Origin of the sequence: Vulgatibacter incomptus, from assembly GCF_001263175.1 — a bacterium.
Lineage (GTDB): Bacteria > Myxococcota > Myxococcia > Myxococcales > Vulgatibacteraceae > Vulgatibacter > Vulgatibacter incomptus.
Genome location: NZ_CP012332.1, coordinates 4161395 through 4187072, shown reverse-complemented (window position 1 = coordinate 4187072; position 25678 = coordinate 4161395). Strand labels below are relative to the sequence as shown.

The 25678-nt window shown below is 68.6% G+C and carries 20 protein-coding genes; 15 read left to right on the top strand and 5 right to left on the bottom strand.

Annotated elements, in window-relative coordinates:
• Positions 1-5 precede the first annotated feature (5 nt).
• The gene (locus tag AKJ08_RS17525; protein ID WP_050727257.1) at positions 6-1367 is read left to right on the top strand and encodes an alkaline phosphatase; all 1362 of its coding nucleotides are present in this window, start codon (positions 6-8) and stop codon (positions 1365-1367) included.
• Positions 1368-1369: 2 nt separating this feature from the next.
• Positions 1370-2080 (top strand): hypothetical protein, encoded by a 711-nt coding sequence (locus AKJ08_RS17520; protein WP_050727256.1) that lies wholly within the window; start codon positions 1370-1372, stop codon positions 2078-2080.
• Between the two features lie 52 nt (positions 2081-2132).
• Here AKJ08_RS17520 and AKJ08_RS17515 read toward each other — a convergent pair whose 3' ends face one another.
• Positions 2133-2699, bottom strand: a complete 567-nt coding sequence (locus AKJ08_RS17515; RefSeq protein ID WP_082343321.1) for an MmcQ/YjbR family DNA-binding protein — start codon at positions 2697-2699, stop codon at positions 2133-2135.
• 183 nt (positions 2700-2882) lie between these two features.
• Here AKJ08_RS17515 and AKJ08_RS17510 point away from each other — a divergent pair, with 183 nt between their 5' ends.
• Together AKJ08_RS17510 and AKJ08_RS17505 are read left to right on the top strand one after the other, a co-directional pair.
• Positions 2883-3701 carry a hypothetical protein gene (locus AKJ08_RS17510; protein ID WP_157370796.1) on the top strand — a complete coding sequence of 273 codons (819 nt, stop codon included), beginning with the start codon at positions 2883-2885 and terminating at the stop codon, positions 3699-3701.
• 60 nt (positions 3702-3761) lie between these two features.
• Positions 3762-5240 carry a polysaccharide lyase domain-containing protein gene (locus AKJ08_RS17505; protein ID WP_050727254.1) on the top strand — a complete coding sequence of 493 codons (1479 nt, stop codon included), beginning with the start codon at positions 3762-3764 and terminating at the stop codon, positions 5238-5240.
• On the opposite strand, the gene AKJ08_RS17500 is transcribed toward AKJ08_RS17505, so the two are convergent.
• A complete protein-coding gene (locus AKJ08_RS17500) occupies positions 5225-5854 on the bottom strand; it encodes a TetR/AcrR family transcriptional regulator (protein WP_082343320.1) in 630 nt (209 codons plus the stop codon). The genes AKJ08_RS17505 and AKJ08_RS17500 overlap by 16 nt on opposite strands.
• Positions 5855-5957: 103 nt before the next feature.
• Between AKJ08_RS17500 and AKJ08_RS17495 the strand changes: the two genes are divergently transcribed.
• The 3 genes from AKJ08_RS17495 to AKJ08_RS17485 are packed head-to-tail and all read left to right on the top strand — an operon-like array spanning position 5958 to position 11709.
• Positions 5958-7106: an efflux RND transporter periplasmic adaptor subunit gene (locus AKJ08_RS17495; RefSeq protein WP_276202178.1), complete on the top strand. Its 1149-nt coding sequence runs from the start codon at positions 5958-5960 to the stop codon at positions 7104-7106.
• 36 nt (positions 7107-7142) lie between these two features.
• On the top strand, positions 7143-10286 hold the full coding sequence (locus tag AKJ08_RS17490; RefSeq protein ID WP_050727251.1) for an efflux RND transporter permease subunit: 3144 nt from the start codon (positions 7143-7145) through the stop codon (positions 10284-10286).
• Positions 10279-11709: an efflux transporter outer membrane subunit gene (locus AKJ08_RS17485; protein WP_050727250.1), complete on the top strand. Its 1431-nt coding sequence runs from the start codon at positions 10279-10281 to the stop codon at positions 11707-11709. The genes AKJ08_RS17490 and AKJ08_RS17485 overlap by 8 nt, the downstream gene beginning before the upstream one ends.
• A gap of 72 nt (positions 11710-11781) precedes the next feature.
• On the opposite strand, the gene AKJ08_RS17480 is transcribed toward AKJ08_RS17485, so the two are convergent.
• Positions 11782-12327 (bottom strand): DUF4833 domain-containing protein, encoded by a 546-nt coding sequence (locus tag AKJ08_RS17480; protein ID WP_169788867.1) that lies wholly within the window; start codon positions 12325-12327, stop codon positions 11782-11784.
• Between the two features lie 302 nt (positions 12328-12629).
• On the opposite strand from AKJ08_RS17480, the gene gyrA reads away from it, so the two are divergent.
• The 7 genes from gyrA to hemL all read left to right on the top strand — a co-directional run bounded on the left by gyrA (position 12630) and on the right by hemL (position 21687).
• Positions 12630-15293: a DNA gyrase subunit A gene (gene gyrA, locus AKJ08_RS17475; RefSeq protein WP_082343319.1), complete on the top strand. Its 2664-nt coding sequence runs from the start codon at positions 12630-12632 to the stop codon at positions 15291-15293.
• Positions 15294-15610: 317 nt separating this feature from the next.
• The gene (locus tag AKJ08_RS17470) at positions 15611-16450 is read left to right on the top strand and encodes a tetratricopeptide repeat protein (RefSeq protein WP_050727248.1); all 840 of its coding nucleotides are present in this window, start codon (positions 15611-15613) and stop codon (positions 16448-16450) included.
• A gap of 210 nt (positions 16451-16660) precedes the next feature.
• A complete protein-coding gene (locus AKJ08_RS17465; protein ID WP_050727247.1) occupies positions 16661-18523 on the top strand; it encodes a sensor domain-containing diguanylate cyclase in 1863 nt (620 codons plus the stop codon).
• Positions 18524-18838: 315 nt separating this feature from the next.
• Positions 18839-19126, top strand: a complete 288-nt coding sequence (locus AKJ08_RS17460; protein ID WP_050727246.1) for a tetratricopeptide repeat protein — start codon at positions 18839-18841, stop codon at positions 19124-19126.
• A 152-nt stretch (positions 19127-19278) separates the two neighbouring features.
• Positions 19279-19581 carry a hypothetical protein gene (locus AKJ08_RS17455; protein WP_157370794.1) on the top strand — a complete coding sequence of 101 codons (303 nt, stop codon included), beginning with the start codon at positions 19279-19281 and terminating at the stop codon, positions 19579-19581.
• Positions 19578-20120 (top strand): GNAT family N-acetyltransferase, encoded by a 543-nt coding sequence (locus AKJ08_RS19555; protein WP_157370793.1) that lies wholly within the window; start codon positions 19578-19580, stop codon positions 20118-20120. Before AKJ08_RS17455 ends, AKJ08_RS19555 begins: the two co-directional genes overlap by 4 nt.
• A gap of 283 nt (positions 20121-20403) precedes the next feature.
• The gene (gene hemL / locus AKJ08_RS17445) at positions 20404-21687 is read left to right on the top strand and encodes a glutamate-1-semialdehyde 2,1-aminomutase (protein WP_050727243.1); all 1284 of its coding nucleotides are present in this window, start codon (positions 20404-20406) and stop codon (positions 21685-21687) included.
• A gap of 140 nt (positions 21688-21827) precedes the next feature.
• On the opposite strand, the gene AKJ08_RS17440 is transcribed toward hemL, so the two are convergent.
• Together AKJ08_RS17440 and recA are read right to left on the bottom strand one after the other, a co-directional pair.
• Positions 21828-23225, bottom strand: coding sequence for an LETM1 domain-containing protein (locus AKJ08_RS17440; RefSeq protein ID WP_050727242.1), 1398 nt, complete (start codon positions 23223-23225; stop codon positions 21828-21830).
• 181 nt (positions 23226-23406) lie between these two features.
• A complete protein-coding gene (gene recA / locus AKJ08_RS17435) occupies positions 23407-24477 on the bottom strand; it encodes a recombinase RecA (RefSeq protein ID WP_050727241.1) in 1071 nt (356 codons plus the stop codon).
• A 185-nt stretch (positions 24478-24662) separates the two neighbouring features.
• On the opposite strand from recA, the gene AKJ08_RS17430 reads away from it, so the two are divergent.
• Entirely contained in the window at positions 24663-25661 is a 999-nt protein-coding gene (locus AKJ08_RS17430) for a hypothetical protein (protein ID WP_157370791.1), read from the top strand.
• Positions 25662-25678: the final 17 nt, after the last annotated feature.

Here is a 25678-nt window from a genome sequence, read left to right as displayed (position 1 = left end):
CTCAAATGAGCATCAAGGTTTCCGTCCTCGCGGCCCTCCTGTTGGCCGCGTCCCCTGCCGCCGCCGCCCCGGCGAAGAACGTCATCTTCTTCCTGGGCGACGGCATGGGCCCCACCACCGTCACCGCGAGCCGCATCTACGGCTACGGCGAGGCCGGCAAGCTCTCGATGGAGCAGCTTCCGCGCACTGCCCGCATCAAGACCTTCTCCCTCGACGCGCAGACCACCGACAGCGCTCCCTCCATGGCCGCGTACATGACGGGCGTGAAGATGCGCAACGAGGTGCTCTCGATGACCTCCGAGACCGTCTCGCGGATCGAGGCCGACGGTCACTGCGCCCCCACCGGCAACGGCACGCCGGTGCCGACGTTCCTCGAGCACGCCAAGGCGGCGGGCAAGGCGGTGGGCGTCGTCACCACCACGGAGCTCACGCACGCCACGCCGGCCGCGACCTACTCCCATATCTGCAACCGCAACCTCGCCTACGACATCTCCGCCCAGGCGGCACCCGGCGGCGCGGGCTACAACACGGCCCTCGGCAACGGCGTCGACGTGCTCCTCGGCGGCGGCGCCAACCACTGGGTCGCCGCCGACGCAGCCAACCCCACCGGCCGCCCCGACGGGCGCAACCTGGTCGGTGAGATGCAGGCTGCGGGCTACTCCTACGTGAACAACGGAGCCGGCCTCCGCGGCCTCCCCGCCTCGACCACCAAGCTCCTCGGTCTCTTCTCCAAGACGAGCCACATGAGCTACGAGATCGACAGGGATCCGGCCGCCGAGCCCAGCCTCGCCGAGATGACGGTGAAGGCGATCGAGGTGCTGAAGAAGGCCTCCGCCGGCACCGGCCAGGGCTTCTTCCTCATGGTCGAGGGTGGCCGCATCGACCACGCTCTCCACGACACCAAGGCGCAGAAGGCGCTCGTCGACACGCTGGCTTTCGACTCCGCCATCAAGGCCGCGATGGATCTGGTGGACCTGCGTGACACGCTGATCGTCGTCACCGCCGATCACGACCACACCATGACCATGAACGGCTACGGCCAGCGCGGCCAGGGCACCCACGTCCTCGACGTCGTCCGCGACCCCGAGACCGGCGCCCCCCTCGTCGACGCGGACGGCTACCCCTACCCGACCCTCGTCTTCGGCACCGGCCCGAACCGCCCGCTGGTCCGCACCGCTACGGACACCCTGAACCTCCTCGACAAGAACTTCACGCACATCTCCGCCGTGCGGACGGGCGCCGGCGGCGAGACCCACGGCGGCGGCGACGTCATGCTCATGGCGGGAGGCGCCGGCGCGGAGCGGTTCAAGGGCACCCTGGACAACACGAGGGTCTTCGACATCCTCATGAACGCGGCGGAGCTGTAACCATGCTGACTCCTTCGGGTCGCACCTTCCTTCTGCTCGCGCTGGCGCTGACGGCTGCGGCGTGCTCCAACGACCGGATCCATCCTGCTCCTACCGGCTCGAGCGAGCCCCCGCTCTCGCTCCTCGTCACCCACGAGGAGAAGGTGGTGCGGCCCGACGGGGTCACGCAGAGCGCGCGCTTCCAGGAGCGCGTGCTGCGCGCCGACGGGCGGGTCTGGGTGGAGCGCGTGCTCGACCCGCGCGTCGCGCTGCATCACGACGACCACGGGCCGGATCGGCACGTGCACGACTGGAGCACCGCCACCCGCCTCTTCACCAAGGGCGCGGGAGAGGATGGGCGCCTCCAGTTCGTGCTCCCCGACCACAAGGAGCTCGTCGACGTGGTGCCGACCGAGTACGACTCCGTCGGCTTCTACCCGGTGTGGAGCGAGCTCGCACGGCTCATCGACGCCAGGGACCTCGCCAGCCTAAAGCCGTCGGGCGCTGCCTCCAAGGTGGCGGGCGCTCGGTGGCTCGAGACCGCCGACGGCGAGCGATTCGTGCGGGTGCTGTGGAGCGACGTCCTCACGGTCGCCCTCGAGATCGAGGCAGGACGGAGCGACGGGGCCGTGATCCGGCGCCTGAAGGCCGAGATCCAGCGCCTGCCCACGCGTCTGCCGTGGGAGGACACTGCGGGCTTCGCTCTCAAGGACGTGAACGACTTCCGGGATTGAGCTTCGAGCAAGGCCCCCGCCCCGCTGGCTCGTGGGGCGGGTGGCATGTCTTTCAGGCGCGCTTCGGCTTGGCCTTCTCGGAGGTGCCCTTCGTGGCACCTCTCGTAGATCGGGCCCCAGATGCGGGCTTCGTGGACGTGGAGCGGGCCGCGGATGCGCCGCCCTTCGCGGCGACCTTCGTCGCGGTGGAGCGGGCCGGTGACTTGGCTACCTTAGGTGCGGTGGACCGTGGCGCGCGCTTGGGAGCGGGAGCGGCACCGTCCAGGTGGGCGACCAGGGTCTTCGGCGCGATGGCGCGGAAGCTCTCCTCGATCCAGGCGCGCAGGATTGGCAACGGCGGCGTCTCGCCTGCGGGGAACCTCGCGGTCACCCAGCCAGACTTGCCGAGCCCGTAGTGCGTCGGCTCGGCGAAGGGAAGCGAGAGCGCGGCCTCGGCGGACACCGGCAGCTTGACGCTGATCCCAAAGCTCTCGCTGCCGGATCCCAGGAACACGAAGACCTTCTTGCGCACCTTGATCGCGCGCTCACCCCAGGGAAACTCCTCGTACGCCTCGGGATACGAGAGCGCGATCTCCCGCAGGGCGTTCTCGTGGGGATTCGTGGCCGGCTCGGTCTTCATCGTTTCTCCATTCGGGAGAGATTTTCGATTTTGGTCCGGGTCAGTATAGCGCCATCGATGGATTGAGCCGCCAATCGACCCAGGAATTCCAACGGACCCGCGCTCGGCTCGCGAAATCGGGATGCACGGCGCGTTTGCGCTCCGGTAGAGTCGGATCGCCCCCGGCTCCTTGGAGTTCCAGTCATGAAGGTTACGGTTCTGTTGGTTCCGTTGGTTTGTTTCGCGGCGCTCACAGTGGGCTGCGGCAGCACCGACACGGTATGCGAGACAGGGGACGGGTGCGGGCCCGGAGGCATTGGCGGATCCGGCGGGAACGATCCGGGCGGTGGCACCGGCGGCAAGGAGGGCGAAGCGGGCGCCGGCGGCGGCCAAGCCGGCTCGGGCGGCGACGTTCCGGACATGACGTGGACCGAGGTTAAGCCCGACAGGTGCTCGGATGAGCAGTCGAGGAACGCCATCAGCATGAACCTGTTCCAGGACGTGTTCCAGGTCGGCGTCTTCCCCACGCTGCCAGAGGGCTACTCCTCCAGTGCCAGGGTCCTCGGCTACGAAAACAACATGACCGTGATCCGCCTGGCGACCGCCGACAGCCAATTCGTGAGGATCCAGTGGCCCGGCGTCCTCGGGAACTACGCCGTCGACTCGACGGTAACGCTGGAGCAGACCCGGGACTGGACGATCATCCGCGGGGCAAACGGCAGGGGGCTCTCGGCGATGTTCTACCGGAACGGAGAGGTCGCCGGCGAGAAGCTCGATCCCCTCCCGGCGGGAGGCCCGTCGCTGCGATTCGCCATGCAGTGCAACGTGCAGGACGACGCCTTCTGCACCATGAATGCAGTGGCGGCGCTGTCCGGTACCGGCGACACCCTCAAGACCTTCGAGTCCGGCGTGATCATCCATGACGGAGACTGGACGATCTCGAACCGCTCCGCGTACCAGGCCGCGAGCTGCACGGGCTCCGTTCGCTTCCTCTCGCTCGTCTGGGCGGACAAGTGGCCGTAAACGGCGGCCAATCGAGGGAACCTCGAGTCCCAAAGCCATCCGTCGAGTTAGGATGAGCCCATGGGTCCTCTCCGCCTCCTCGCCGTCTCGGCGTCAATCGTCGTCTCACTTGTCGCATTCGGCGCCGTCGCCGACGAGATCCACGTCCACGACGCCGCGGGTCTCGTCGACGCAGCGAGAGCCGCGAAGGCTGGCGACGAGATCGTGCTCGCCACCGGGACGTACCGGCTCTCGGGCGTGAGCTGCTCTGCGGCGGGGACGCCCGACGCGCCCATCCTCGTGCGGTCCGCCGAGCCCCTCGGCGCCCATATCGAGTTCGACGGCGTCGAGGGCTTCAAGGTCAGCGGAGCACACTGGCACTTCGAGGGCCTCGACATCTCGGGCGTATGCGCGGACCACTCGGACTGCGAGCACGCGTTCCACGTCGTCGGCGAGGCCCACGGCTTCGTGCTGCGCGCGAGCCGGGTCCGTGACTTCAACGCCCAGCTCAAGGTGAACGCCGCTCTGGTGGATGGCCGGTGGGTGCAGCCGAACGACGGGCAGATCGTGGGCTGCGAGATCTTCGACACGGAGCCCCGGCGGACCTCGAACCCCGTGACGAAGCTTAACATCGACAGCGGCCGGAGCTGGATCGTGCAAGGCTCCTACCTCCACGACTTCGAGAAGGCCGGCGGCAACCGGACCAGCTACGCCGCGTTCATGAAGAGCGGCGGCGAGGACGGGCTCTTCGAGCGGAACCTCGTGGTGTGCAGCACCTCCGGCAGCCAGAGCGGCACGCGCGTCGGCCTCTCGTTCGGCGGCGGCGGTACCGCGCCGCAGTTCTGCGCGCCGGCCTTCGACGCGGACGTCCGCTGCGACGTGGAACACCGCGGCGGCACGATGCGCAACAACATCGTCGCGAGCTGCTCGGACGTGGGCATCTACCTGAACCGCGCCGCGGACACGAAGCTGCTGTTCAACACGCTGGTGGCGACGAGCGGGATCGACTTCCACTTCGACACGACGACCGGCCTCGCCCACGGCAACCTCCTCTCGGGGAGGATCCGCGACCGCGACGGTGCGAGCCACGTCGACGGTCCGAACCTGAACGTGCCGCCGGGGTTTTTCGACCGCTGGTACAGGGATCCGGCACACGGAGACCTGTGGCCGTTCGAGGACCCCTCGGCGAGCGTGGGGAGCGCTGCCGCACACCCCGACGTCACCGACGACTATTGCGGCCGCACGCGACCGGAGAACCCGACCCAAGGCGCGCTGGAGCACGGACTCGGCGCGTGCAAGACGCTGCCGCCACCCGGCCTCGGGACGGAGGCGGGAGGGAGCGGAGGCTCGGGGGGAACGGACATCCCGGACCGGGACGGAGACACTGGGGGCACCGGAGGATCGGATGATCCGTGGTATCCCGAAGACCGTGTCTGGGACGACGACGTCGTCATTTGCGGCTGCGCGTCCGGAAGCGGAACGGGCGGCGACGCTCTGCTCGCTCTGCTCCTCGGCTTGGCGCTCGTCCTGCCGGCTCGTCCCCGTCAGGAGGGCCGGTAGGCACGCAGGAAGGTGCGGACCGCGCGCTCCACTTCCCTGGCGATCATCTCCTCCGTGGCCTCCTCCTCGACCCCGAGCAGCAGCATCCGCAGCGGGTTCTCGACGCAGAGGGCGCCGAAGTCGATCGCCGCGTGCATGGGCTCTGGGACCTCCAGTAGGCCGAGAGCCGCCGCCCTCTCGAAGAAGGTCGCCATCCTACGCCGGGCGGCGAGGATGCTGCATTCGTAGAGCGAGCGGCCGAGCTCCGGGAACCGTCCCGCCTCCGCGGTCACGATGCGGTGCCGGAGCACGTTGCTCGGCGACGTGACCAGGCGGGCGAGCAGCTCGCCGATCCGGCGCAGGTCCGCCTGGATGTCGCCGGTGGGCGTCTCGAGGAGGGCGAGGAACTTACCGCGGATCTCCCGGTTCTCCAGCTCGACCGTTGCGAGGAAGAGCGCCGACTTGTCCCGGAAGTGGTTGTAGATGGTCGCCTTCGAGACCCCGGCGCGGGCGGCGATCGAGTCCACGCTCGCCCGCTCGTATCCCACTTCGCGAAAGACGCTCACCGCACCGTCCAGGATCTGTTCGCGCTTCGCGAGGGATCGATCGGACTGCCTCGCACGCACTTCGCTCATCGCACCGCCCGGACCGTGTGAAGATGAGTGAACTAAACCGTTCAGTCTTGACCGTCAACGGGTCGTCCGTTAGTGACCAGCCGCGATGAACGAGCCCTTGGTGGTGAAAACGTTGAAGCACCTGCCAGTTCCCGGCCTCCTCCTGTCCGCCCTAATCGCCTCCGCCTGCGGGGCCGGGAGCGCCCCTCCCCCGGCACCGGGCCCCGTAGAGGTCGGCGTGCTGACCCTCGCGGTGGAGCCCGTGACCCAGCTCCGCGAGCTCCCCGGCCGCACGGCGCCCTTCCGCATCGCCGAGGTGCGCGCGCGGGTGAACGGCATCGTCCTCCAGCGCCTCTTCGAGGAAGGCGGCGACGTGAAGGAGGGTCAGTCGCTCTTCAAGATCGACGCCCTCCCCTACCAGGCCACCCTCGCGAGCGCCGAGGCGAGCCTGGCGCGTGCCCGGGCCAGCGCGGAGTCCAGCAAGCTCCTCGCCGAGCGATACGCCGGCCTCCTCGACTCCAACGCGGTGAGCAAGCAGGAGTACGACAACGCCGTCGCCGCACAGAAGGCCGCGCTCGCCGACGTGGCGGCCGGGCAGGCTGCGGTGCAGGCGGCCCGGATCAACCTCGGCTACACCCGGGTCGACTCGCCCATCGCCGGGCGGATCGGCCGCTCCGAGGTGACCGAGGGCGCCTACGTCCAGCAGGGGCAGGCCACCTTGATGGCCACCGTGCAGCAGCTCGATCCGATCTACGTCGACCTGACCCAGTCGAGCGCCGAAGGGCTTCGGCTGCAGCGCCGGCTCGAGAGCGGCGAGCTCGTCCGCACCGAGGGCGGCGCCAAGGTGCGCCTGATCCTCGAGGACGGGACCACCTACTCCGAGATGGGCACGCTCCAGTTCTCCGGCGTCACCGTGAACCCCGGCACCGGCTCGATCACGCTGCGGGCGCTCTTTCCCAACCCGAGGAAGGAGCTGCTCCCCGGGATGTTCGTACGCGCGAGGCTCGAGGAGGGCACCACGCCCGAGGCGCTCCTCGTCCCGCAGGTGGCGGTGCGCCGTGATTCCCAGGGCAAGGCGACCGTGATGGTCGTGGGCGCCGAGGACAAGGTCGAGCTCCGCCCGGTGGAGGCGCCTCGCGCCATCGGCGACAAGTGGCAGGTGACCGAGGGGCTCTCCCCCGGCGATCGCGTGATCGTCGAAGGAGTCCAGAAGGTGCGCCCCGGCCGCCAGGTGATCGCCGTCCCTGCGGTTGGCGCCGCTCCGCGCGAATAGCTCCACATGTTTCCCAAGCTGTAACCGGGAGTATCCGTGGCCAGATTCTTCATCGATCGCCCGATCTTCGCGTGGGTGATCGCCATCCTGATCATGCTCGCGGGCGGCCTCGCGATCCTCAAGCTGCCCGTGGCGCAGTACCCGGCCATCGCGCCGCCGGAGATCGGCGTCCGCGCGGTCTACCCGGGCGCCGACGCGCAGACCCTCGAGAACACCGTCACCCAGGTGATCGAGCAGAAGCTCAACGGCATCGACGGCCTGCGCTACTTCAAGTCCGAGAGCCTCAGCTCCGGCATGGTGAACATCTCCGTCACCTTCGAGCCCTGGGTGAACCCCGACATCGCCCAGGTGCAGGTGCAGAACAAGGTCTCCAGCGCCGAGCCGCTGCTGCCGGAGGAGGTGAAGCGCCAGGGCGTCACCGTCTTCAAGACCTCCCGAAACTTCATCCAGATCTTCACCTTCATCTCGGAGGACGGGAGCCTCAAGCGGAACGACATCTCCGACTACGTCGCCTCCAACGTGGTCGACCAGATCGCGCGCGTCCCGGGCGTGGGCGAGACCCAGCTCTTCGGCGCTCCCTACGCGATGAAGATCTGGCTCGACCCGGACAAGCTCACCGCCTTTGGCCTGACGCCGGACGACGTCGCCAACGCGATCCGCTCACAGAACACGCAGATCTCGGCGGGCCAGCTCGGCGGCGCCCCCTCCCTCCCCGGCACCTCGTTCAACGCCACCATCACCGCCCAGAGCCGCCTCACGTCCCCGGAGGAGTTCCGCAACATCCTCCTGCGGGTGAACCGCGACGGCGCGCAGGTGCGCGTGGGCGATGTGGCGCGGGTGGAGCTCACCGGCGAGAACGCCGACACCGACTCCTACTACAACAACATGCCGGCGGCCTCGCTCGGCGTGAAGCTCGCCACCGGCGCCAACGCGCTCGACACCGCGAAGGCGGTCCGCGCCAAGGTCGATGAGCTGTCCGCGTTCTTTCCGCCGGGCATGAAGACCGAGATCTCGACGGACACGACGCCCTTCGTGCGCCTGTCGATCGAGAGCGTGGTCCACACGCTCTTCGAAGCCATCATCCTCGTCTTCCTGGTGATGTTCCTCTTCCTGCAGAACTTCCGGGCCACGCTGATCCCCACGATCGCGGCGCCGGTCGTGCTGCTGGGCGTGTTCGGCGTTCTCTCCGCCTTCGGCTTCACCATCAACACCCTCACCATGTTCGGCATGGTGCTCGCGATCGGCCTCCTGGTCGACGACGCGATCGTGGTGGTGGAGAACGTCGAGCGCGTGATGAGCGAGGAGGGCCTCTCCCCCAAGGAGGCGACGAAGCGATCGATGGGGCAGATCTCCTCGGCGCTCCTCGGCGTGACCACGGTGCTCTCTGCCGTCTTCGTGCCGATGGCCTTCTTCGGCGGCTCGGTGGGCGCCATCTACCGGCAGTTCTCGATCACGATCGTCTCCTCGATGGTCCTCTCACTCGTCGTGGCGATGACGTTCACACCTGCCCTCTGCGCCACGATGCTGAAGGCGGGCCACCACGGGGGCGCTCGCAAGGGCTTCTTCGGATGGTTCAACCGCGGCTATGACCGTGGCCAGGCGGCCTACGACGGCACGGTGGGGAAGCTCCTCGGGATGCGGGGCCGCGCCATGATCGCATACGTCGCGATCGTCGTGGTCATGGGCGTCCTGCTGGTCCGGTTGCCCACGTCCTTCCTGCCCGACGAGGATCAGGGGACGCTCAACGCGATGGTGACGCTCCCGCCGGGCTCCACCATGGAGCAGACCAAGGCGGTCCTCGACAAGGTCACGAACCACTTCCTCGAGAACGAGAAGGAATCGGTCGAGTCGGTCCTCGCCATCGTGGGCTTCAACTACGGCGGGCGTGGACAGAACAACGGTATCGCCTTCGTGCGGCTGAAGGACTGGTCCGAGCGCAAGTCACCCGAGCTACGAGCGCAGGCGGTCGCCCAGCGCGCCGCGATCGCCCTCTCCAAGTACAAGGAGGCGATGGCGTTTGCGTTCACGCCTCCTGCCGTCTCCGATCTCGGCACCGGCACCGGCTTCGAGCTCCAGCTCCTGGATCGGGCCGGTCAGGGCCGGCAGGCCTTGATCGCGGCGCGCAACCAGCTCGTCGAGGCGGCGAACGCGAATCCTGCCGCGTCCCGCGTACGTCCCTCCGGCCAGGAGGACTCGACCCAGTACAAGATCGACATCGATCGGGAGAAGGCGGCGGCCCTCGGCCTCTCGCTCGCCTCGGTCAACCAGACCCTCGCCACGGCGTGGGGCGGCGCCTACGTGAACGACTTCATCGATCGGGGCCGCGTCAAGAAGGTCTACATGCAGGCGGACGCCCCGTTCCGCATGCAGCCCGGCGATCTCGATCGCTGGTACGCCCGCAACGACCAGGGCCAGATGGTCCCGTTCTCCTCCTTCGCCTCCGGGCGATGGACGTGGGGCTCGCCCCGCCTCGAGCGCTTCAACGGCCTCCCCACCGTGCAGATCCAGGGCGACACGCCGCAGGGACGCAGCTCGGGCGAGTCGATGGCCGCGATGTCCGAGCTCGCGGCGCACCTGCCGCAGGGCTACGGCATCGAGTGGTCGGGCCTCTCCTACGAGGAGCGTCTCTCCGGCTCCCAGGCGCCGGCGCTCTACGCGATCTCGCTCCTCGTGATCTTCCTCTGCCTCGCCGCCCTCTACGAGAGCTGGACGGTCCCGTTCTCCGTGATGCTGGTGGTGCCCCTGGGCGTGATCGGCGCGCTGGCCGCGGCCTTCCTCTTTGGCATGCGAAACGACGTCTATTTCCAGGTCGGCCTGCTCACGACCATCGGCCTGTCCGCGAAGAACGCGATCTTGATCGTGGAGTTCGCCAGGGAGCTGCGCGCCAAGGGCGCGGGCCTCGTGCAGGCGACGCTCGAGGCGTCCCGGATGCGCCTGCGTCCGATCCTCATGACCTCGCTGGCGTTCATCCTGGGCGTGACGCCGCTGGCGATCTCCAAGAGCGCCGGCGCAGGCGCGCAGAACGCGATCGGCATCGGCGTGATCGGCGGCATGGTCTCGGGCACGGTGCTCGCGGTGCTCTTCGTGCCCGTGCTCTTCGTGGTGGTCGTCGGCTTCTTCGAGAAGAAGCAGCCGGAGGCCACCGAGGCTCCCGCGCTGGAGGAGCGCCTCCATGGTTGAGAGATTTGTTGGCCGGGTCGTCCCGTCGATCCTGCTCCTGTCCTTCGCCGGGGGATGCACGATGGCGCCGGCGTACACCCGCCCCGACGCGCCGGTGGCCGAGACCTTTCCGGTGGAGGAGGCCCCCGTCACGGGCGTGCCCGCCGCCGCGCTGGGCTGGCGGGACGTGTTCGGCGACGCGCGCCTCCAGGCCCTCCTCACCCTGGCCCTCGAAAACAACCGCGATCTCCGCATCGCGGCCCTCGACGTCCAGCGAGTGGAGGCGCTCTACCAGATCCAGAGGGCGCCGCTCCTGCCCAACCTCTCCGCCGGCGGCTCCAGCACGCTCCAGGAGCCGACGGGCGCGATCCCCGGCGCCAACGCGGCGCCCAGGCACCAGTTCTCGGCGAGCGCTTTCGTCACGGCCTGGGAGCTCGATTTCTTCGGAAGGATCCGCTCGCTGAGCGACGCGGCGCTGGAGCGCTACTTCGCCACGGCGGAGGGCATGAAGAGCGTCCACCTCGCCCTCGTGTCCCAGGTGGCCAGCGCGTATTTCTCCGAGCGCGCGCTCGCCGAGCAGCTCGTGCTGGCGCAGGAGACCCTCGACATCGTGGAGCAGTCCTTCGCGATCACGAAGCGCTCCTTCGAGGTCGGCACCGCCTCCGAGCTCGACCTGCGCACCTCCGAGAGCCAGGTGGAGACCGCGCGGTTCAACCTGGCGTTCTTCGAGCAGCGCCACGCGCAGTCGGAGAATGCGCTCGTCTTCCTGGTCGGCATGCCGCTCCCGTCGGATCTCCCGGAGCCCAGGCCGCTGGAGGAGTCGATCGTCTTCGCCGAGATCCCCGAGGGGCTCCCTGCGGACCTCCTGCAGCGCCGGCCCGACATCCTCGCGGCCGAGCACCAGCTCATGGCGGCGAACGCGTCGATCGGCGCGGCCCGCGCGGCGTTCTTTCCCGCGATCACCCTCACCGGCGCCGCGGGTTTCGCCAGCGTGGATCTCGGCGATCTCTTCACGGGCAACGCCTTCAACTGGAGCTTCACGCCGAAGATCACCGTCCCGATCTTCCAGGGCGGCGCGCTGAAGGCCAACCTCAACGCCACCGAGATCTCGAAGTCGATCGAGGTCGAGAGGTACCAGCGCTCGATCCAGGCGGCGTTCCGGGAGGTGGCGGACGCGCTGGTCGCGCGCACGAGCATCGACCAGCGGATCAAGTCGCAGACCGTGCGGGTCGCGGCCGACCTGCGCCGCTACGAGCTGGCCGACCAGCGCTACCGGGCGGGCATCGATCGCTACGTGACGTTCCTGGAGGCGCAGCGCGATCTCTACCAGGCGCAGGTGCTGCTGATCGACACGCAGCTCGAGCGCCTGAGCAACGTGGCGGCGCTCTACCGCGCCTTGGGCGGCGGCTGGCTGGAGAATGCGGAGGGCTCGGACGCGGGCTGATCGCCGCTCGGCGCCCGCGACCGAACGAAGGCTCGCTGTCGGCGCATCCGCGGCGAGCCCTCGATGTCGGTGCTACGGCGTGATGCGCTCGGTCACCGCCGACCCGTCGGCGAGCGAGACGCCGGAGACGTCCACCCACTTCACCTTGGGGAAGATGCCTTCCTTGCTCTCGACGAAGATCGACTCGAGCCGGGAAGGGACGCCGTCGATCTCCATGATCGCCTCGGGGCCGTCGGGCCCGTTGCGGACCGTGACCTCGCGGTCGGGCAGCGCGGCGAGCGCGATCTTCGCCTCCGATGGCGAAGCCGAGAGCACCTTCACGCCGTAGGCCCTCTGCTCGAGCTTGGTGAGGCCTTCCTCGTGGCCGTCCTTCTCGAGCATGATCCACTTGGCGCGGACGGGTTCCTTCACGTCGATGGCGCCGTTCCCCCCGCGGAGCTCGTAGACGAGGACGTTGGAGTTCTTGCTGCGGGCCACGCTGAAGAGGAGATCGGGCGCCTTGACCGCGACCGTCGCGTGAGTGGCCTCGGCCGCTTTCGGAGTCGCGAAGGCGGTGAGGGCTCCGGCCAACGTCGCGGCGGACAGCAACCCTGCGAGCCACCCCTTCCATCGGACCATTCGCTGCATCATCTCGTTCGTTCCCTCCGTGCCGCCTTCGGAAGGCAGCCGTCAGGATACCCAACGCCTCGGTGCGGGGGGATCCTTCCGGCCCGTCACCCCGCGGCCGTGAGCTCGAGGAGCGGGCCCATGCCGGCCGGGACCGCTTCCCCACAAGCCCGATCGGCGGGCCCCGGACCCGGCCTTTTCAGTGGTTGACCCCCATGGGAACATGCGGCTAAACCTGCTTGTTTACAGAAGTTGACGCAGGCTGCCCTCGTTCTTTTCCGGGCCTGCCGCCCATCTTCGCGAAAGAGGTCTTCTTGTCCGCCGACACGACGCTGCCGCCCCCACCCGGCGCCCCCTCTGCCAACACGCTGCCGATCAACATCGAAGACGAGATGCGACGGTCGTATCTCGACTACTCGATGTCGGTGATCATCGGCCGCGCGCTGCCGGACGTCCGCGACGGCCTCAAGCCCGTGCATCGACGCATCCTCTACGCGATGTTCGACGAGGGCCTGCTCCACAACCGGAAGTTCTCGAAGTGCGCCGGTACCGTCGGCGAGGTGCTGAAGAAGTACCACCCCCACGGTGACGCCTCGGTCTACGACGCGCTGGTCCGCCTCGCGCAGGACTGGAACATGCGCTACCTGCTCGTGGACGGGCAGGGCAACTTCGGCTCCATCGACGGCGACTCGGCCGCGGCGTACCGATACACCGAGGCCCGGCTCACGAAGCTCGCCGAGCAGATGCTCGCCGACATCGACAAGGACACTGTCGACTTCGGCCCGAACTTCGACGACGCGACCACCGAGCCCCTGGTCCTCCCGACCCGCTTCCCCAACCTCCTGGTGAACGGCTCCGCGGGCATCGCGGTGGGAATGGCGACGAACATCCCGCCCCACAACATGGGCGAGGTCCTGGACGCCTGCCTCCACCTCATCGATCAGCCGCGCTGCTCGATTCAGGACCTGATCGAGTACGTGCCCGGGCCGGATTTCCCCACCGGCGGCATCATCAACGGCCGCAACGGGATCCTCGAGGCCTACCTCTCCGGCCGCGGGAGCATCCGCGTCCGCGCGAAGTACGAGATCGAGCGGGACGAGAAGCGAGACCGCGAGACGATCATCATCCGCGAGCTCCCCTACCAGGTGAACAAGGCCCGCCTCATCGAGCGGATCGCCGAGCTCGTGAAGGAAAAGAAGATCGAGGGGATCTCCGACATCCGAGACGAGTCGGATCGCGAGGAGAAGGTCCGGATCGTGATCGAGGTGAAGCGCGACGCGATCGGCCAGATCGTCGTGAACAACCTCTTCCAGCAGACCTCGCTCGAGTCGACCTTCGGCGTGACGATGCTGGCGATCGACGGCAACGTCCCCCGCATCCTCAACCTCAAGGAGATGCTCGAGCGCTTCGTCGCGCACCGCCGCGACGTGGTCACGCGCCGGACGAAGTACGAGCTGCGCAAGGCCGAGGAGCGGCTGCACCTGGTCGAGGGCCTGGTGGTCGCCCAGGATCTCATCGACCTCGTGGTCGCGCTGATCCGCAAGGCGAAGGATCCCGAGGAGGCCCGCTGGGGCCTGCAAAACATCCTCTCCCCCTCCCTCTACGAGCACGAGCGCTTCGTCGACCTGCCCCGGATCGATCCGGAGGTGGCGAAGGCGGGCCTGGCCCGCGTGGTCGAGCGCGTGCAGCGCGACGAGCCGAAGTTCGCCGGCCTCTCCCGCGAGTACCTGGGCAGCGGCTTCTCGGAGCTTCAGGCGAAGGCCATTCTGGACATGCGCCTCGCCAAGCTCACCAACATGGAGCGCGACGAGCTCGTGGCGGAGCTCGTGGGCCTCGTGCGCGACATCGGCTGGTTCAAGGAGATCCTCGGCAGCGAGCTGACCCTCCTCGGCGTGATCAAGCGCGAGCTCACCGAGGTACGCGACCAGTTCTCCGACAAGCGCCGCACCGAGATCCAGGGCGAGGCGGGTGTCATCACCCGCGAGGATCTGATCGCGGAAGAGGACATGGCGGTCACGCTCAGCCACAACGGCTACGTGAAGCGCAACCCGATCAGCCTCTATCGGGCGCAGCGTCGCGGTGGGCGCGGCAAGTCGGGCGCGGGTACGCGTGAGGAGGACTTCATCGAGTCCCTCTTCGTTGCGAGCACCCACGCCTACATGCTCGTCTTCACCACCAAGGGGAAGCTCTACTGGCTCAAGGTCCACGAGATCCCGCAGGCGGGACGCACCGCGCTGGGCCGGCCGATCGTCAACCTGGTGCAGTTCCAGGAGGGCGAGACCCTGGCCAAGGTGCTGCCGGTGCGGCACTTCGAGGAGGGCAAGTTCGTCGTGCTGGTGACCCGCAAGGGCATCATCAAGAAGACGGACCTCATGGCCTACTCGAACATCCGCTCGAACGGCATCATCGCCCTGGGCATCGAGGACGGCGACGAGCTGGTCGCCGCGATGCTCACCGACGGCAGCGCCCAGATCCTGGTCTCCACCGCGAACGGCATGGCGATCCGCTTCGACGAGAACGACGTCCGGGCCATGGGCCGCGCCGCCTACGGGGTGAAGGCGATGACCCTCGACGACGACGACTGGGTGGTGGGCGCCGACGTGGTCTCGGCGGGTGCCGCCATCCTCACGGTCACCGAGAACGGCTTCGGCAAGCGCACCGAGGAGAACGAGTACCGGCTCCAGAACCGTGGCGGCAAGGGCCTCATCACGATCAAGACCACCGACCGCAACGGCAAGGTCGCCGGGGCGTGCCAGGTGGCGGACGACGACGAGGTGATGCTGATCACCAACGCCGGCACGCTCATCCGCATGGCCGTCAACGAGATCAGCGTGATCGGCCGGAACACCCAGGGCGTCCGCTTGATCACCGTCGGCTCCGAGCAGGAGAAGGTCGTCAGCGTGGCCCGCCTCGCCGACGTCGAGAAGGTCGACGAAGGCGACGTCGTCGACGTCGCCGACGAGGCCGGCGAGCCGTAACGCCTGAGCCCGCGGCCGCTGGGCCTATCGGTACCCAAGCCCCCCGGCTCCTGCGGCCGGGGGGCTTTTTCTCGGCCTCGACGCAGCAGGGCCGAAGGGCAGCCGTGCTCTCGCGATCCAAACAACAGGAAAACGTTTCTCGGACATCGAGTGCCGATCGATCCGGCGCCGCCCGTGCGCGAACGTTACGGCCCGCGGGATCGATCGAAACATCAAATACTTGACGCGAAGTGGGAAAGTTGCGCATGAAAGGTGCTCGAGTCGTCGCGCCGAACAGTATGTAGGCACGTCGAATACAGGAATCACCGAGGTCGCCGATGCTCCGACATGTCACGCTCCTTGCCCTGGTCGCCGCCCTCTCGGTCTCCGGCTGCAAGTCGTCCGTGGAGTCGCGGCTCCAGCGCGCCCGTGACCTCACCTTCGCTGGAAAGGCCCAGCAGGCCGCCGCCGAGTTCCGGACGCTCCTCACGTACCTCGACGACGTGTCGGCCGACGACGATGCGAGCCTGGCGGCGCGTGTGGAGTCCCTGGCGCGGCTTGGTGACCTCAGCTACCTCGATCTGCGCGACTATCGCGGCGCCGCCTCAGCGTACCGGCGCCTGATCGCGCTGGCGCCGGCCCACGAGGAGTCGATCGCCGCCCGCGAGAAGCTCGCCGAGCTCTCCCGCCGTTTCTTCAACGACCTCCCAGAGGCGATCGGCCAGTGGCAGGCGCTGGCGGCCCTGGAAGGGCCCGACGCGGATCGCTTCGGCTATCTCGTGACGAACGGCTACTTCGAGCTCCGCGAGTACGAGCAGAGCCGCAAGGAGGCCGCAGCCCTCGCGGCGCGCTCCCCCGAGAGCAAGTGGACCGGAGATGCCCTCTTCGTAGCCGGCAGCGCGTGGCAGTTCGAGGAGAAGCACGGAGAGGCGATCGTCGCGTTCGAGGAGGTCGAGCGCCGCTTCCCGGACAGCGAGCTCGCCTCTAGGGCCCGGTTCCAGATCGGCGTGGAGCAGCTCGCGCTCCGTGAACCGGAGTCCGCCCTCGCCAGCTTCGTCCAGGCCCTGAAGCGCCACCCGGACCCGCAGAGCGTCCAGGCCCAGATCTCCCGCGCCCGGCGGCAGGTCGCGGAGGCTCGCCGGATCGAGCACAGCGCGAAGACGGGCTTCGAGGGCTGAAGACGCGAGGGGCATTCCCCCACCAGCGTCCAAGACCAAAAGATGTCCTGACCAAAATCCCGAAGCCTGAGTGCGCGGCGATCAACCGCCGGCCGCCGCAGCCGAAGAAGGTGTACTCTCGTCCGCATACAAGGAGTGTGGTTCGCCACCTCCCTGATCGATGACCCGTGAATGCCGGAGCCATGGCAGCCGTCGCGGCCGAGAGTGCGCATGAGATCCCCTTCAGCCCACCCGTTTTCCCTGCCTTTCGCGATCGATGAGGCGCTGACCCGGCTCGCGCGCGTCGCGACCCAGGCGCTTGGTGCCCCGCGGGCGTTGGTCGTCTGGCGTGGCGGCGGAACGGTCTCCGGCGGGTCATCCGAGGCCGGAGCGTTCCGATCTTCCGCCCCGGTCGCCCTGATCCTCGACGTGCAGCGCCCGGTGCTGGTCGAGGACGCAAACGACCTGCCTGAGAGCGAACCGAAGGCGCTCGCGGAGATGCTCGGCGCTCGCTCGCTCGTCCTGGTCCCCATCCACCAGCCCACGGCGCGTGGCGCGATCGTGGTCTGCGATCCGGAGGCCCGCGGCTGGGGCGGAGACGCTCTCGCGTCGCTCGAGGATCTCGCGGATGGAGTCCTGACCTGGTGGAAGCTCCAGGAGGAAGCTGCGGCGCGGAGGAAGCGGGAGGACGAGCTCGACCTCCTCCACTCGATCTCCCAAGCGGCCTTTCTGGCGCCGGACGTCGCGAGCGCAATCTTCGCGACGCTGAAGCAGGTCTGTAGCTTCACCGGCTGGGAATACGGTGAGGCGTGGCTCCCCGACGCAGCCGACCTCCGGCTGTCTTGCGCCCCGTTTTGGTTCGCCTCGCGCGACGATCCATTCACGCGAATCAGCCGCACCTACACCTTCGAACGCGGTGTGGGACTGCCAGGGACGGTGTGGGAGACCGGCCGGCCGATCTGGGAACGCGACCTCGCCGCTTCGTCCTCGTACACGCGCCTCGCCCTCGCGGCTCCCCTCGGGATCCGATCGGCGGTGGGGCTCCCGGTCCTCACCGGCGACAGGGTGGAGGCCGTGCTGGTGTTCCACGCGACCCGCCTCGGCAAGGAGGACCGGCGCTTCGTCCAGTCGATCTCCACGGTGGCGTCGAAGCTGGGGGAGGTGGTGGCGGCAAAGCGCGCGGAGGAGCAGCTCCGCGTCTCGGAGGCCCGTTTCGCAGGGATCGTCACGATGGCGGAAGAAGCGATCGTCTCCGTGGACGACGAGTCGAGGATTACGCTCTTCAACCCCGCTGCGGAGCGGTTGTTCGGCTACGAAGCGGCGGAGGTCCTGGGCCGGGCCTTCGACCTCCTCATGCCCGACGAGACCCGAGCTCGACAATCATCGCTGGTGCGAGCCTTCATCGACTCCGGCGCGTCCGACGGAGAGGCACCTCGGCGCGGCGAGGTAACGGGCCTGAAGAAAAATGGCGAAGAGTTCGTCGCCGAAGCGACGATCGCGCGCCTGGAGGTCTTTGGCGCCGCGCCGGCGTCCACGTTCGTGCTGCGGGACATCACGGAGCGCATCCACGCGGAGAAGCTGCTGAAGGCCCAGGCGATCGGCGACGAGCTCACCGGCCTTCACAATCGGCGGGGTTTTCTGCTCCTGGCTGGCCAGAAGCTCTTCTCTGCCAGGCGTTCCAACGCCGCCTGTGTCCTCCTGTACCTGGATCTGGACGGCTTCAAGGCGATCAACGACGTTCACGGACACCCGGAGGGAGACGTGGCGCTCGTCGAGACGGCGCGGCTGTTACGCGGGACCTTTCGCGATACGGACGTGGTCGGTCGGCTTGGCGGCGACGAGTTCGTCGTGCTGGCTCGCAGCGGGGAGGAGTCGGATCCCGTCGCGGCGATGTGCGAACGTCTCCAACAGCGCTTCGCGGAGGCAAACGCCGCCGGGGGTCGGCCCTACGCCCTGGCCTGCTCGATTGGCGCCGCGCGTTGGGAGCCGGAGGATCCGGTCGCCCTCGAGGAGCTCCTGGCGACGGCCGACGCAGAATTGCTCAAGGTGAAACGAGCGAAGAAAGCTGCGAATCCACACGTTCGGGCGCCATGATTGGCATGACCGGCCCCCTCCACGTCCGAGGCGCCGTCTCCATCCCCGAGGCCGAGCTGCGCTGACGCCGGCCCACGAGGAGTCGCTGGCCGCCCGCGAGAAGCTCGCCGAGCTGTCTCGCCGCTTCTTCAACTACCTCCCCGAGGCGATCAGCCAGTGGAACGCGCCTGCGGCCCTGGGGGAGCCCGAGGCGGATCGCTTCAGCTATTTCGTGACGAACGGCTACTTCGAGCTCCGCGAATACGACTAGAGCCGCAAGGAGGCCGCAGCCCTCGCGTCGCGCCCGAGAGCAAGTGGACCGGAGATGCCCTCTTCGTGGCCGGCAGCGCGTGGCAGTTCGAGGAGCACGCAGAGGCGATCGTCGCGTTCGAGGAGGTCGAGCGCCGCTTCCCGGACGGCGAGCTCGCCTCCAAGGCCCGGTTCCAGATCGGCGTGGAGCAGCTCGCGCTCCGTGAACCGGAGGCCGCCCTCGCCAGCTTCGTCCAGGCCCTGAAGCGCCACCCGGACCCGGAGAGCGTCCAGGCCGAGATCTCCCGCGCCCGGCGGCAGGTCCCGGAGGCTCGCCGGCTCGAGCACAGCCAGAAGAACGGCATCGAGGGCTGACGACGCCGCTCTGGTCCTTTCCGGGGAGGTTCCAAGGACCTCCTCTTGCGCGCGCCGGCCGAAAGACATAGTCCTCAGTTATCCCTCGATTTTGAGGGACGAGGAACATCATGCGACTCGAAGCGACCGTCCCGGACAGCCGAGGGAGCGCCGTGCTGCAGCTCGCGGACGAGCTCGGCCTCAGCCGTAGCCAGTTGATCGACGAAGCGCTCGCGCTCTTCCTGAAGGCCGTGCTCGAGGTGCGCAAGGGGCGCCGACTCGTCATGCTCGATCCTGCCACCTCGCGCCCGGCCTGCGAGCTTGCGACCCCGACTCTCGCAGCGCTCGAATGGGCAGGGAAACCCGAGAAGATGGAGCTCTCTCCCGAAGAGCATGCCAAAATGCGCGCTTTGGCGAAGGACGCACCGGCACCGAGCTTGCGCCTTCGCGCGGCGGCCAAGCGCCACGGGAAATGAGCGAGCCCCAGTTTCCATACGCCACGAGCCCCATCGAACCCGCCGACGCCAAGGCGGGTTTTTCGTGTGGAAACCGTGCTCTCGACGACTACCTCGCTCGCCACGCAGTATCGAACGATGCAGACGGGATAGGTCGCGCCTACGTTCTTCGGCGAAGCCTCGTCGACCCGCCGCATCTGCCTCTCGTGCTTGGATTTTACACGCTGAGCATGGCGCTGGCGGAGTCGACGCAGGTCGCCGGCGTGCTCGACGCCAAGCTGCCCGGATATCCGATGCCGGTGGCGCTCATCGGGCGCCTCGCCGTCGATCAACGGGCCCAGGGGCGTCGCGTCGGTGAGCGGCTCTTGCTGGATGCGTTGCGACGGATCGTCGATGCGTCCGCCATCCTCGGCTGCATCGGTGTCGTCGTCGATGCCAAGACTGAGGACGCTGCGCGCTTCTATTCCAAATACGACTTCGTCAGCATGTCCAAGGTGAGCTGGCCAAGACGGATGTTCCTCCCCATCGGCACCGCACGAGGTGCGTTTTCGGAGGATTGAACCCGGATGGCCCGGACCATCCACATCCGCGGTGCGGTTGCCATCTCGGATGGCCAAGCGGCTTTGGCGCTTCTCACGCTCGTCGGGGCCGGGCGGGCAGCACGTCAACGTGACGGGCGCTCCAGTTCCGGTGTCCAAGTCCTTCGCCCGGTCGTCCAGGTCTCTGCGCACGGGCACGGACGCGGGCACACGACTCGCCGCGATGAGGTAGAACGTCCGGCGTCCACCGCCGGGGCGTGGACCATGCGGAAGGCTGCACGATCCGCGAGGAGCCAGGACGAACATGAACCGCAGCCGTAGCCACGACCTCTTTCGCCAGGCTCAGGCCGTCCTTCCGGGCGGCGTCCACTCGCCCGTGCGGGCGTTCCGCGGCGTCGGCGGTGACCCCGTCTTCTTCGAAAGGGGCGAGGGCGCCTGGCTCGTGGACGTCGACGGCAACCGCTACGTGGACTACGTCGGCTCGTGGGGCCCCCTGCTGATGGGCCACGCGTGGGCGCCGGCCGTTGATGCGGTCTGCGAAGCCGCGAAGCGCGGGACGAGCTTCGGCGCGCCCCACGAGGCCGAGGTGGTCTTCGCCGAGGCGATCATCCGGGCGGTGCCGTCGGTGGAGAAGGTGCGCCTGGTCTCCTCCGGCACCGAGGCGACCTCCGCCGCGATTCGGCTCGCCCGGGCCGCCACCGGCCGCGACCGGATCCTGAAGTTCGAGGGCTGCTACCACGGCGCTGCGGATTCGCTGCTCGTGAAGGCGGGCTCTGGCGTCGAGACCCTCGGGCTCCCGGACTCGCCGGGCGTGCCGGCGGACCTCGCCAAGCACACGCTCACCTTGCCCTACAACGACATCGAGAAGCTCCGCGAGTTCTTCGACCGCCACGGCGACACCATCGCCGGCGCGATCCTCGAGCCGGTCGTGGGCAACATGGGCGTTCTGCCGCCGAAGGAGGGCTTCCACGAGGCGCTCCGCGAGCTCTGCACGAAGCACGGCACCGTGCTGATCTGGGACGAGGTGATGACGGGCTTCCGCCTCGCCCGCGGCGGCGCGCAAGCCCGCTTCGGGATCACCCCGGACCTCACCACCTTCGGCAAGGTGATCGGCGGCGGCCTGCCCGTTGGCGCCTACGGCGGCAAGCGGGAGCTGATGAAGCTCATCGCGCCGGAGGGTCCGGTCTACCAGGCGGGCACTCTCTCCGGAAATCCGCTCGCCGTCGCCGCTGGACAGGCGATGCTGAAGGCCATCGAGGATCCGGCGCTCTTCGACGGCCTCGAGAAGACCAGCGCCCGCCTCTGCGACGGCCTCTCGGCCCTGGCCACCGAGGCCGGCGTTCCCCACCGGCTCAACCGGGTGGGGAGCATGTGGACGATCTTCTTCACGCCGGACGAGGTCTACGACTACCCGACCGCGAAGACCGCTGACACCAAGCGTTTCGGCCGCTTCTACCACGCGATGCTCGACCGCGGCGTCTACCTGCCGCCCTCGCAGTTCGAGGCGGCCTTCGTGTCCACGGCCCACGGCGACGCCGAGGTCGAGCACACGCTCGCCGCCGCCCGCGAGGCGTTCAAGAGCCTCTGAGCCAAGCGAAGCACACGGGCCTGTGCTGCAGCGCAGGCTCGTGCGCTCGCAATCTCGCGTGCACCGCTGCTCGGATGCAGCTCTACGGAAGCTGTGGCGTGCGGAGCTGTCGGGGCCGCGGATACCCCACGTGCGCAGGCCTACGACCGCCGTGGAACGCGACGCTGACGCGGCCGAGGCTGCACGGCCGCCGGGCGCAGAGGGGCGTCGTCCTCCGGGCGCTTCTGGAAGCTCGAGGGGAGGAGGCTGAAGGGGAGGACCTTCAGGAGCGCTGCGAAGATGAGCATGCCGCCGGGCGCGGCGATGATCGCGAGGGAGGGGACCACCTTGGCGAGGTCGATGAGCTGCTCCCGCGCCTTGGCCCTCTCCTCGGCGGTGAGCTTCTGCCCCATCGCCGCCTTAGCGAGGAGCTGGGTGAGCTCGCCCGTCTCCTTCACCTCGAGCGCGATCCGGTCAACGTTGAGCTGAACCTCTCGTGCGATCCGATCGACGAGGAGCTCCGACGACGCCTGGCCCACGGCCCGGAGCTCGAAGGCGTCGAAGACGTCGGACGGATCGTAGAAGTAGTCGGCCACCTGCGCTTCGAGGGCGTCCCGATCGGCGCGCCCGAAGTCGAGCCGGGAGGCCAGCCCGTCGAGGAGGGGCGAGCCCTCCCGCCCCTCGAGCATGTTCGCCAGGTAGAGCTGCTCGACGAGGAATCGCCGCATGGTCCGCGTGCGGATTCGACCCGCCAGCTCCTCCGGCGAGGCCGGAAGAGTGAAACTCACTCTCACCTGTCGTTCGAGGTCCCGACCGAGCCGGAGCTTGCGGAGCTCCTTTCCCAGGGCCCGCCGGCCCCTCTCCCTCAGCCCGCCCCTCGGCGCCGCGATGGTCGAGAGGGCGCCCAGGCACTGCGCGCGCTCCCTCGCCGCGGCCGCGAGGAGGCGCGAGGCCTCGGCCGGATCGAAGTGCTCCTCGCCGTACCAGGCGATCGCCAGCCGGCCGATGACCCGCGCCTCAGCGAAGCTCGTGGCGTTGTGGAGGAGGAGGTCGAGGATCGCATCGCCAGTGGCGGGCGCGATCGCGTCGATGAGCGCCTGCTCGAGCCTGGCGAGCAGTCGGCCGTCGCCAAAGGCCGGCTGGCCCATGCTGACGAGCGCGTGAATCTCGTCCGCCAGATCGGCCCTTCCGGCACCGGCGGCCAGGAGCATCGCGAGGCTCGCCTCGGATCGCTGGGGCTCGAACGGCACGCCGTGGAGGCGGGCGATGTCCAGGGCGATGAAACACTTTCCCGAGAGAACCGCGAAGAAGAGGGCCTCGGCGCGATCGAGCCGGGCGCCTTGGGCCACGCGAGACGGAAGCTTCGGCGAGCCGTAGACGAGGCCCGAGCGGCGCAGCTCGGCGTCGACGTGTCGGAGCGCCCGCCGGCGCAGGGAGGCGGGCGCAGGCCCGTCGCCGCGGATCTCGGCGGGCAGGCGCTTCCTGGCCTCCTCGGCGTCGTATCCGCCGAGGAGCCTGCCGAAGAAATCGGCGAGCCAGCCTGGAAGCTGCAGATCCATGTTCGCGTCGCTCGCGGGACGTCCGCGCCTCGTTCTTCTAACAGCAAGCGTCGAAGCGCGCGAACCGATCCGCAGGTGACCGGTCGCTTCGCCTCCGGCTCGCGAGCGTTCGTGAATTTCTTCACGTTCACGAACTCGCCGGGGTCTCGCGCATCGGACGAAGGCCCCGACCGCGTACGACCTACTTGGTCGCCGCCTTGCGGCCGGCCTTCTCTTCCTCCGCCGGCACCGCCTGGAGCTTGGCTCCGCCCCGGTTGATCCCGTGCTTCTCGAGGACGAGGGTCTCGATCCGGTCGCAGAGCTCGGGGCGATCGACGAGGAGCTGCTTGGCGTTCTCGCGGCCCTGACCGATCCGCTCGCCCTCGAAGGAGAACCAGGAGCCGCTCTTCTCCACGATGTTCTCGTTCACCGCCAGGTCGAGGATGTCGCCCTCCCGGCTGATCCCCTGGCCGTAGAGGATGTCGAACTCCACCTCCCGGAACGGCGGCGCCACCTTGTTCTTCACCACCTTCACGCGGGTGCGGTTGCCCACGACCTGCTCGCCGTTCTTGATCGCGCCGATCCGGCGGATGTCGAGGCGCTGCGAGGCGTAGAACTTCAGCGCGTTGCCGCCGGTGGTGGTCTCGGGGTTGCCGAACATCACGCCGATCTTCATGCGGATCTGGTTGATGAAGACCACGCAGGTGTTGCTCTTGGCGATGGTGCCCGTGAGCTTGCGGAGGGCCTGGCTCATGAGCCGGGCCTGTACGCCCATGTGGGAGTCGCCCATCTCGCCTTCGAGCTCGGCCCGGGGGACGAGGGCGGCCACCGAGTCCACCACGAGGACGTCGATCGCGTTGGAGCGCACGAGCATCTCCGTGATCTCGAGGGCCTGCTCGCCGCAGTCGGGCTGCGAGATGAGGAGGTCGTCGGTGCGGACGCCGAGGCGCCGCGCGTAGCTGACGTCGAGGGCGTGCTCGGCGTCGACGAAGCCGCAGACGCCGCCGCGCCGCTGGGCCTCGGCGATCAGATGGAGCGTGAGGGTGGTCTTGCCCGACGACTCAGGCCCGAAGATCTCGATGATGCGGCCCCGGGGGAAGCCGCCGACGCCCAGCGCGATGTCGAGGGAGAGGGCGCCCGACGAGATCGTCTGGACGTCCTTGAGCATCGCCTCCTCGTTGCCGAGGCGCATGATCGACCCCTTGCCGAACTGTTTCTCGATCGCCCCGATGGCAAGGTCGATCGCTCTCTCACGCTCCGTGTTGTTCGACATATCGAAGTCCTCCCGGTCCATCCCCGCGTGTGTGCAAGGACGACTGTACGTTTGTCTAGTTGCTCCAGGCGGCTCGGTCAAGCCCCGTCCGCCATGCGTCCTTCCCTTCTACCCCACCCCTCTGACATCGGATCTCTTGCACCTTTCCTTGCGCCTCTGTTGACGACATGGCACTTCTCGGAGCGGTGCCAACTCCACCTCCTCTGCCCTTCGATCGCGAGAGCCTTCGCCGCGAGCTGCAGGCGCTCGACACCCCCGAGCTGCTCGCCCTTGGCGCGCGCATGCGCCGGGATCCCTCGAGGCTCAGCCTCTATCTCGGGATCCTCCGGGCGAGGCCCGGCCACAAGGCGCAGCTCGCCGCCTGCCTGATCTGCTTCGATCTGGCGCGCCTGGGGCAGGCCTCCGCGGAGCGGGACTTCCACGCGCTCATTCCCACGCTCCGCGGCCTGGCAGGCGATCCCCTGCTGCTCACGGAGATGATCGGGGACGATCCTTTCCTCCTCGGCCTGTGGGGCGCCTGCCGCCAGGCGATCGACGCCGACGATCCCCGTGAGTCCACCGCCGGGCTGGAGGCGAACGTCCCCCTGGTCGGCGAGCTCGACCTCCTCTCGGACCTCGAGCTCGACCTCGACCTCTCGCGACTCGCCGACGCCGCCCGGCGGGAGGAGAACGGCCGCGCGTTCGCCAAGCTCACGGCCCGGCAGCTCGGCTACGACCTCGAGAACGATCGGATGCCCGAGTGGAGCGGGATGTCGACGTCCACCGGCAGGGAGGTCGACGCCCTCGAGGAATACCTCCGGCAGGCCTCGACCTACGCGCCGAGCGTCCCGCTCGCCCGTGGCCTCTCGAGCGTCGGCCAGCTCTTCCTGGCTTCCCACCTGCGCAGGCGCAGCCTCTTCGGCAAGCCGAACCACCGCCGGATCGAGGCGCTTCGGGCGGGACTCTCGGCCCTTCCGTCCGATCGCCCCGATTCGCTCGCCACCGCTGCCGGGCTCTTCGAGGAAGAGGGCGAGGCGGTGATCGAGCGATTCCAGAAGGTGTCGGAGCTGCTCCTCGACTACGTGCGGTTCTGCAGCATCCGGGAGGCGGACCCCCTGCATCCCGGCGCGGTGGAGGCCTACATCGAGGCCGACAGGCTGCCGGCCCCGCTCTTCCTCGCCGGCGAGACGCGCAGGCGCCGCTGAAACCAGGCCGTTGAAGC